Origin of the sequence: Halorubrum sp. SD626R (genome assembly GCF_001261915.1) — an archaeon.
Lineage (GTDB): Archaea > Halobacteriota > Halobacteria > Halobacteriales > Haloferacaceae > Halorubrum.
The window spans coordinates 1-6,665 of sequence record NZ_CVRT01000036.1 but is presented as its reverse complement, the minus strand read 5'-3'; the positions used below and the strand labels follow the sequence as shown (position 1 = coordinate 6,665).

Genomic DNA, 6,665 nt, shown 5'->3' with positions numbered 1-6,665 from the left:
CGCTTCGGCGAGGTCTGGTCCTCGATGTGGACGGCGGCGACGCCGGCCTTCTCGTACTCGCGGACCGCGCGGCGGACGTTGTGGACGCCGCCGTAGCCGGTGTCGCAGTCGGCGACCACCGGGAGGGTCGTCGCCTCGACCATGCGCTTGGCGTTCTCGACCATCTCCGTCATCGTGACCATCTCTAAGTCGGGGAAGCCGAACTGGCCGAGCACGGTCGAGTAGCCGCTCATGTAGGCGGCGTCGACGCCCGCCATCTCCGCCAGCCGAGCGTCGAGCGCGTGGTAGATCCCGGGCGCGAACGTGTACTCCTGCTCGTCGAACAGTTCGCGGAGCTTCCGGCCGGCCGGGTTGTCGATGTCCCTCTCGAAGACGTCGTCGTCGAGTTCGTTGGGATGCATGGGTGTCACTCCGCGGTGTCGGCGGCGGGGAGTCGATCGGTCGCGTCGGGCGTGAACGTCGTCGGGTCCGGGCGCGGCCCGTCGCCGGTCCCGGCCATCGGGACGGCGCTCATCGCGACCCCCCGTCGGTCCGCGCGCGGCGCGTCGGACGCAGGTCCGGGACGAGCGGGGCCTCCCGCTCCGCGTCGGTCGGCGGGCTCGGGCGGTCGGGCGTGTCGAGCGGCTCGGCGGTCGCGTCGGTCCCGGCGATCGCGTCGGTCTCGTCGGTGGCGGACCCGTCTGTCGCGCCGGGCCGCGTCCGCGGGACGAGCGGCGCGCCCGCCTCCTCGGTGATCGGCGTGCGGCCGGGGATCTGCGGAGAAGTGTCGGCGGTCGTCCGCTGGTCTGTCGCTCGGGTCGTCTCGGGCGTCGCGGTGTCGTCAGGTGTCGTCATCGGGTCGTGTGGGCGGTTGCGGCGGTCGTCTGGTGGTCGATCGGTCGGCGCGTCGCGCTGGCGGGTGTCCGCGTACAGGTACTGACATTGCACTCGGTGAGTTCGGGGCACTGGTAATAAACATAATGGTTGATAATGATAATATTCGTTAATCTGTTTTACGGCTTTAAATGATGCGTGGTACCACTCACCATAGTCAACGGCGCGGGCCGAGCGACCGGCGCGCACCGGGAGGGCCGGACCGATCCATACTAACCGGTTCCGGCGCGTTTACCCGCCCGTGAACGAGCGCGACGCGCTTCGCCAACTCGCCGCCGACCTCCCGCACGCGGGCGACGACGCGGCCGTCGTCGGCGACACCGTCATCACGACCGATATGCTCCACGAGCGCACCGACTTCCCGCCGGGGACGAACAGGTACACCGCCGGGTGGCGCGCGGTCGGCGCGTCGCTCTCCGACGTGGCCGCGATGGGGGCGCGCGCGACCGCGGCGGTCGCCGTCTACGCCGACGCCGAGTTCGACCCCGACCGCCTCGACCGGTTCGTCGCCGGCGCGGTCGACGTCTGCGAGGCGGTCGGCGCCGAGTACGTCGGCGGCGACCTCGACTCCCACGAGGAGTTCACGACCGCCTCGACCGCGATCGGCGACGTGACCGACGCCGGCCCGGTGACGCGCTCGGGCGCGACCCCGGGCGACGCGCTCTGCGTCACCGGCGAGTGGGGGCGGTCGGCGGCCGCGCTCCGACTGTTCGAGCGCGGCGACGAGGCACCGGTGGAACGCGCCAACGACCTGTTCCGGTTCGTCCCCCGCGTCGCCGACGGGGTCGCGCTCGCCGACCGCGCCGCGGCGATGATGGACTCCTCGGACGGGCTCGCGCGGTCGCTCCACCAGCTCGCGGAGGCGAGCGAGGTCGGCTTCGCGCTCGACCCCGACCGCCTCCCCGTCCACCCCGCGGTCGACGGCGTCGCGGAGGGACCGACGGACCGGTTCGAGCTCGCGGCGCACTTCGGCGAGGACTTCGAGCTCGTCTGTGCGGTGCCCGAGGCCGACCTCGACGACGCCCGCGAGGCCTGTCCCGGCGGGCTCGCGCGCGTCGGCACCGTCGTCGACGCCGCGGACGGGGTGACCGCCGACGGCGACCCCCTCGCCGACCGCGGTTACACGCACGGGTGAGGCTCGTGGCGGCCGAACCGCCGACCCTTATGCGCGGGGTCCCGTCCGCCCTCACATGGCGACCGAGACGGAGCGGATGCTGGCGGGAGAACTCTACGACCCCAGTGACCCGACGCTCGCCGCGGACCGCGCCCGGGCCCGCGACATCGCCCGGCGGTACGACGCGACGAGCGAGGCCGAGCGGGACCGGCGCGAGCGACTCCTCCGCGAGCTGTTCGACGCCGTCGGCGAGGACGCGACCGTCCAGCCGCCCGTGCGCTGCGACTACGGCTACAACGTCGCCGTCGGCGGCGACTTCTTCGCGAACTACGGCTGCGTCTTCCTCGATTCGAACCCGATCGAGTTCGGGGACCGCTGCCTGCTCGGCCCGGGCGTCCACGTCTATACCCCGACACACCCGCTCGACCCGGACGAGCGCGCGACCGGCCGCGAGCGCGCGGAGCCGGTGACCGTCGGCGACGACGTGTGGATCGGCGGGCGCGCCGTGCTCAACCCCGGCGTGACCGTGGGCGACGGCGCGGTGATCGCCTCGGGCGCGGTGGTGACGAGGAACGTGCCGGCGCGGACCGTGGTCGGCGGGAACCCGGCGCGAGTGATCCGGGAGATCGAGTAGCGACTCCGGGCGGGACCCGTTCGTTCAGACGCATGGGGTTCTGAAACGGCCGATCACCGAAGAGCGCGTCTCCCTCAAGCGATGCCGACGACTTCGAACCGCGCGCCGCCGGATTCGCCGTCCGTGGCGGTGATCTCCCAGCCGTGCGCCTCCGCGATATCCGCGACGATCGCGAGCCCGAACCCCGTCCCGGCGTCGGTCGTCGAGTATCCGCTCTCGAAGATCTCCTCGCGGCCGTCCTCGGGAAGCCCCGGCCCGTCGTCCTCGACGTAGAACCCGTGTTCGAGCGCCCCGACGGTAACCGTCACGCCCGTCCCGCCGTGTTCGACGGCGTTCCGGAACAGGTTCTCGAACAGCTGTTGCAGCCGCGATGCGTCCGCCGGCACCGTCTCACGGGCCGTGATCTCCAGCGTGGCGTCGGTCGTCTCGACGGATTCCCACGCCAGCTCCACGAGCTCCTCGAGTGCGACCAACTCCACGTCGTCGATCGACTCGCCGGCCTTCGACAGCGTCAGCAGGTCGTCGACGAGCGTCTCCATCCGCTCGAGGGCGTCGAAACAGCGGGCGAACTCCGCCGGATCGCCGGTTTCTTTCGCGAGTTCGAGCCCCCCCGACAGAATGGCCAACGGATTCCGGAGGTCGTGGCTGATGATGCCGGCGAACTCCTCGAGTCGCTCGTTCTGTCGCTGGAGCTCCTCGGTCACCTGTTGCCGCTGGAGTTCGTAGCTGACCCACCGGCTCATCAGATCGACGAGCGTCACCTCCCAGTCGGCGAACTGCTCGGCACGCGTCTCCCGCCCGTAGAAGCAGAACGTCCCGTAGACACCGTCGTTGTCGTACACCGGCGCGCCGAGATAGCAGGAGATGCCCCAGTCGGTGTAACCGGTGCGGTCGGTCTCGTCCGGCGCGTCCCGCGCGACGTTCCCCCACGCGATCGTCTCCCGCTGAGCCGCCACGAGTTCACAGTTCGTCGCCTCGAGCGGCACGACGTCGCCCGGCTCGATGCTGTCGTCGTCCGCGGCGACGACCTCGAACCGATAGTCGTCACCGCTGATCTTCGAGAGCGATCCGTACTCCGTCCCGAACTCGGTACGCCCGAGCGCGAGCAGTCGTTGGACTTGCTCGGTGAACGTGCTGTCGCGGTCGGCAGTGATCGTGTAGAGGTCTTTCAGCACCTGTTCGCGGCGTTCGAGCTGTTCGCGATACTGCCGTTCCTCGGTGATTTCACGGAAATAGATAGACAGTCCGGTGGCGTCGGGAAACACGCGGACGTCGAACCACTCCGCTAAGGGCGGAAAGTACTCCTCGAAGGAGACCGGTTCGCCGGTCTCCATCGCCCGGTGGTACCCCTCGTAGAACGTGGTGTCGACGGCGTCGGGGATCTCCTCCCACAGGTGGAGCCCCTCGAACGTCGTTGTCTCGCGGTCGAGCCCCATCGCGTTGGCGAGCAGCTGTTCGCCCTTCTCGTTGGCGTAGGTGATCCGCCAGTCGGTATCGACCGAAAAGAAGCCGTCACGCATCCGGTTGAGGATCGCTCGGCGCTCCCGTTCGGCCTGTTTGCGCTCGGTGAGATCACGACCGATGCCGGCAAACGCGTGGGTGCTGTCTTCGGGGAGTCGAGTCGCCCTGAACTCGTAGGGGATGCGGTCGCCGTCCGCGGTCACCAGCTCCGCCTCGACGACCGTGTCACCGGTCTCGAACAGCTCTCCGATCGCTTCGGTGACGAGGTCGCTATCCGGTTGATCGAAGAAGTCGGTCGGCGTCATCGTCCCGGCTTCCGCCTCGGTGTAGCCGGTGATCTCGGCGGCCGCCCGGTTCCAGAGTTCGATATAGCCCTCGTCGTTAATCGCGAAGAAGATGTCGTCGAGGGCGTCGAGTAACGCCGGCGGGGGAGATGACATTACGGCACTCACTTACCCTCTGTGGGACCGAGGAGCCACATAAGCTTGCGGGGGTCGACGTCTGCGGCTTTCCGGAACGCGGTCGGCGCGGTGAAATTAGAAGCGGAGTGGCATACCGCGACAGTCGCGAGCTCCTGTTGTCGACCGCAGCCGCGGAGGAGGAGCGCGCCGGTGTCAGTGTGTTCGACGAAGCCGAGTCGAGCTATTCGAGCGCCTCGGCGAGGACGGGGGCGACGCTGACGACGCTGCAGCCGCGCTCGACGGTGTCGCTGCCGACGATGCGGTCGACGCCGGCGCCCCGGAGCTTCGTCACGGCGTTGGCGGCGAGCACCGGGTGGACGCAGGTCGCGAGCACCCGCGCCGCGCCGCGGTCGTTCAGCACGCCGACGGACTCGCTCATCGTCGAGCCGGTGGCGACGATGTCGTCGACGACGACCACGTCTCGACCCGACACGGCGGCGTCCGACGGCGACACGGCGACGGCGCCCGTCTCGCGGTCGCGGTGCTTCTCGAAGTAGTCCGTCTCGCCCGCGCCGTACGCGTCCCGGACCGTCTCTGCGATGCCGACCGCGCCCGCGTCGGGCGCGAGGAACAGCGGCTCCGCGAGGCCGGCCGGGAGGGGGTCGGCGAGGACGCTCGCGGCGTCGACGGTCTCGACGGGCACGTCGTAGAAGCCGGCGACGCCCGGCTCGTGGGGGTTGACGAGGACGACGCGGTCGGTCCCGGTGGAGATGGCCCGCGCCATCGCCCGCGCCGAGACGGGCTGGCCCTCCCCGAACGACTCGTCCTGTCGGGCGTACCCCATGTAGGGAATCACGGTCGTCACGCGCTCGGCGCCGGCCTCGCGGACGGCGTCCTGTAGCTGGAGCAGTTCGACCCACGCCTCGTCGGAGTCGGTCGCGGCGACGATCACGGCCTCGTCGGCGTCGAAGTCGGGCACCGCCGCGAGCGTCTCGCCGTCCGGAAACCGGTCGTACGTCGGGGTCGCCAGCGGTCGGCCCGTCTCCTCGGCGACCGCGGCCGCGAGCAGCTGTGAGCTGGATCCGGGAACGATCATGGGCGTCCGTTTCCCTGACACCGGTAAACCAGTTTCCTTACTCGGGCGGGGTCGGTCCGGTCGCCGAACCGGGTTCACCGAGCCCCACGCGAGCGCGTGACGCACCGCGGCCACAGGGGCGGATATTTACGCGAGCGGCGGATACGACGCCGTAATGACCGAAACAGGAGACCGAGTCGGCCTCGCCTGCCCGTCGTGTTCGCCGGGCGAGGAGACCGTCCACGAAGTGTTACGCCCCGGCGGGCAGGCGACCGTTCGCTGTACCGACTGCGACCACACGTACAAGACCGAGATCCCGGAGGAAGAGACCGTCGAGCTGAAGATCGTCGTCTCGCAGGACGGCGACTCGTTCACGACCCGCATGGACGTGCCCGCAGATACATACGTCGCGACCGGCGAGGAGTTCGTCGTCGACACCCCCGACGCGCTCATGCAGGTCCGGGTGACCGGGATCGAGGTCGGCCCGGAACGGCGCGTCGAGGAGGCCGACGTCGAGGACGTCGCGACGCTGTGGACCCGCGCGGTCGACAACGTCTCCGTGCCGGTGACGCTGCACCCGAAGGACGGGAACGCCGACGAGACGCGCTCGGTCCGGGTGAACGTCCCCGGCGACTACGAGTTCACCGTGGGCGAGACCGTCGAGTTCGGCGACGAGGAGTTCGCCGTCGAAGGGGTCCAGATCCGCGAGGACGCCCCCGAGTACCGCCACGAGAAGCTGGACCACGAGGGCGACTTCGCCTACGCGAAGGACTGCAAGCGGGTGTACGGCCGCGACGAGAGCATGACGGCCTGGTCGGCCTGGTAACCGTACGGATTCGGAGTGCAGCGGTCGCTCTCGGGGACGAGGCGTCGGAAAAAACGGTGGGACCGATGGGGGTGACCCACATCGAACACCGTCTGTGACTGCGACCGCGGGTGGTCGGCGCGGCGTTAGATGACGCGGTTCTGCAGGTAGTCGAGGTGTTTCGCGTTGTAGACGATCTTGACCTCGTCGGTCGCCGGGCTGCCGATGCAGGTCAGGCGGACGTTCTTCTCTTCGACCTCCTCGTCGGAGAGGATCTGTTGCATGTCCATCTCGATGTCGCC

General features: G+C 69.6%; 7 protein-coding genes and 1 pseudogene. 3 read left to right on the top strand and 5 right to left on the bottom strand.

Going from position 1 to position 6,665, the window contains the following annotated elements:
• On the bottom strand, positions 1-401 hold a 401-nt coding region (locus SD626R_RS02955; RefSeq protein ID WP_141651414.1), incomplete at its 3' end, for an isocitrate lyase/PEP mutase family protein.
• Positions 402-510: 109 nt separating this feature from the next.
• Entirely contained in the window at positions 511-927 is a 417-nt protein-coding gene (locus SD626R_RS02950) for a hypothetical protein (protein ID WP_394324695.1), read from the bottom strand.
• Positions 928-1,114: 187 nt separating this feature from the next.
• On the opposite strand from SD626R_RS02950, the gene thiL reads away from it, so the two are divergent.
• Together thiL and SD626R_RS02940 are read left to right on the top strand one after the other, a co-directional pair.
• Positions 1,115-2,008, top strand: a complete 894-nt coding sequence (gene thiL / locus SD626R_RS02945; protein WP_092563248.1) for a thiamine-phosphate kinase — start codon at positions 1,115-1,117, stop codon at positions 2,006-2,008.
• A 55-nt stretch (positions 2,009-2,063) separates the two neighbouring features.
• On the top strand, positions 2,064-2,621 hold the full coding sequence (locus SD626R_RS02940) for a maltose acetyltransferase domain-containing protein (protein WP_092563245.1): 558 nt from the start codon (positions 2,064-2,066) through the stop codon (positions 2,619-2,621).
• Positions 2,622-2,695: 74 nt separating this feature from the next.
• Here SD626R_RS02940 and SD626R_RS02935 read toward each other — a convergent pair whose 3' ends face one another.
• Positions 2,696-4,522 (bottom strand): sensor histidine kinase, encoded by a 1,827-nt coding sequence (locus tag SD626R_RS02935; protein ID WP_092563242.1) that lies wholly within the window; start codon positions 4,520-4,522, stop codon positions 2,696-2,698.
• 202 nt (positions 4,523-4,724) lie between these two features.
• Complete coding sequence (gene prs, locus SD626R_RS02930; RefSeq protein WP_092563240.1) at positions 4,725-5,579, bottom strand: ribose-phosphate diphosphokinase; 855 nt, start codon at positions 5,577-5,579, stop codon at positions 4,725-4,727.
• Positions 5,580-5,733: 154 nt separating this feature from the next.
• Between prs and SD626R_RS02925 the strand changes: the two genes are divergently transcribed.
• A complete protein-coding gene (locus SD626R_RS02925; protein WP_092563236.1) occupies positions 5,734-6,384 on the top strand; it encodes an HVO_0476 family zinc finger protein in 651 nt (216 codons plus the stop codon).
• A 125-nt stretch (positions 6,385-6,509) separates the two neighbouring features.
• Here the strand turns inward: SD626R_RS02925 and SD626R_RS02920 are convergent.
• Positions 6,510-6,665, bottom strand: a pseudogene (locus tag SD626R_RS02920) (ferredoxin); the annotation flags it as partial.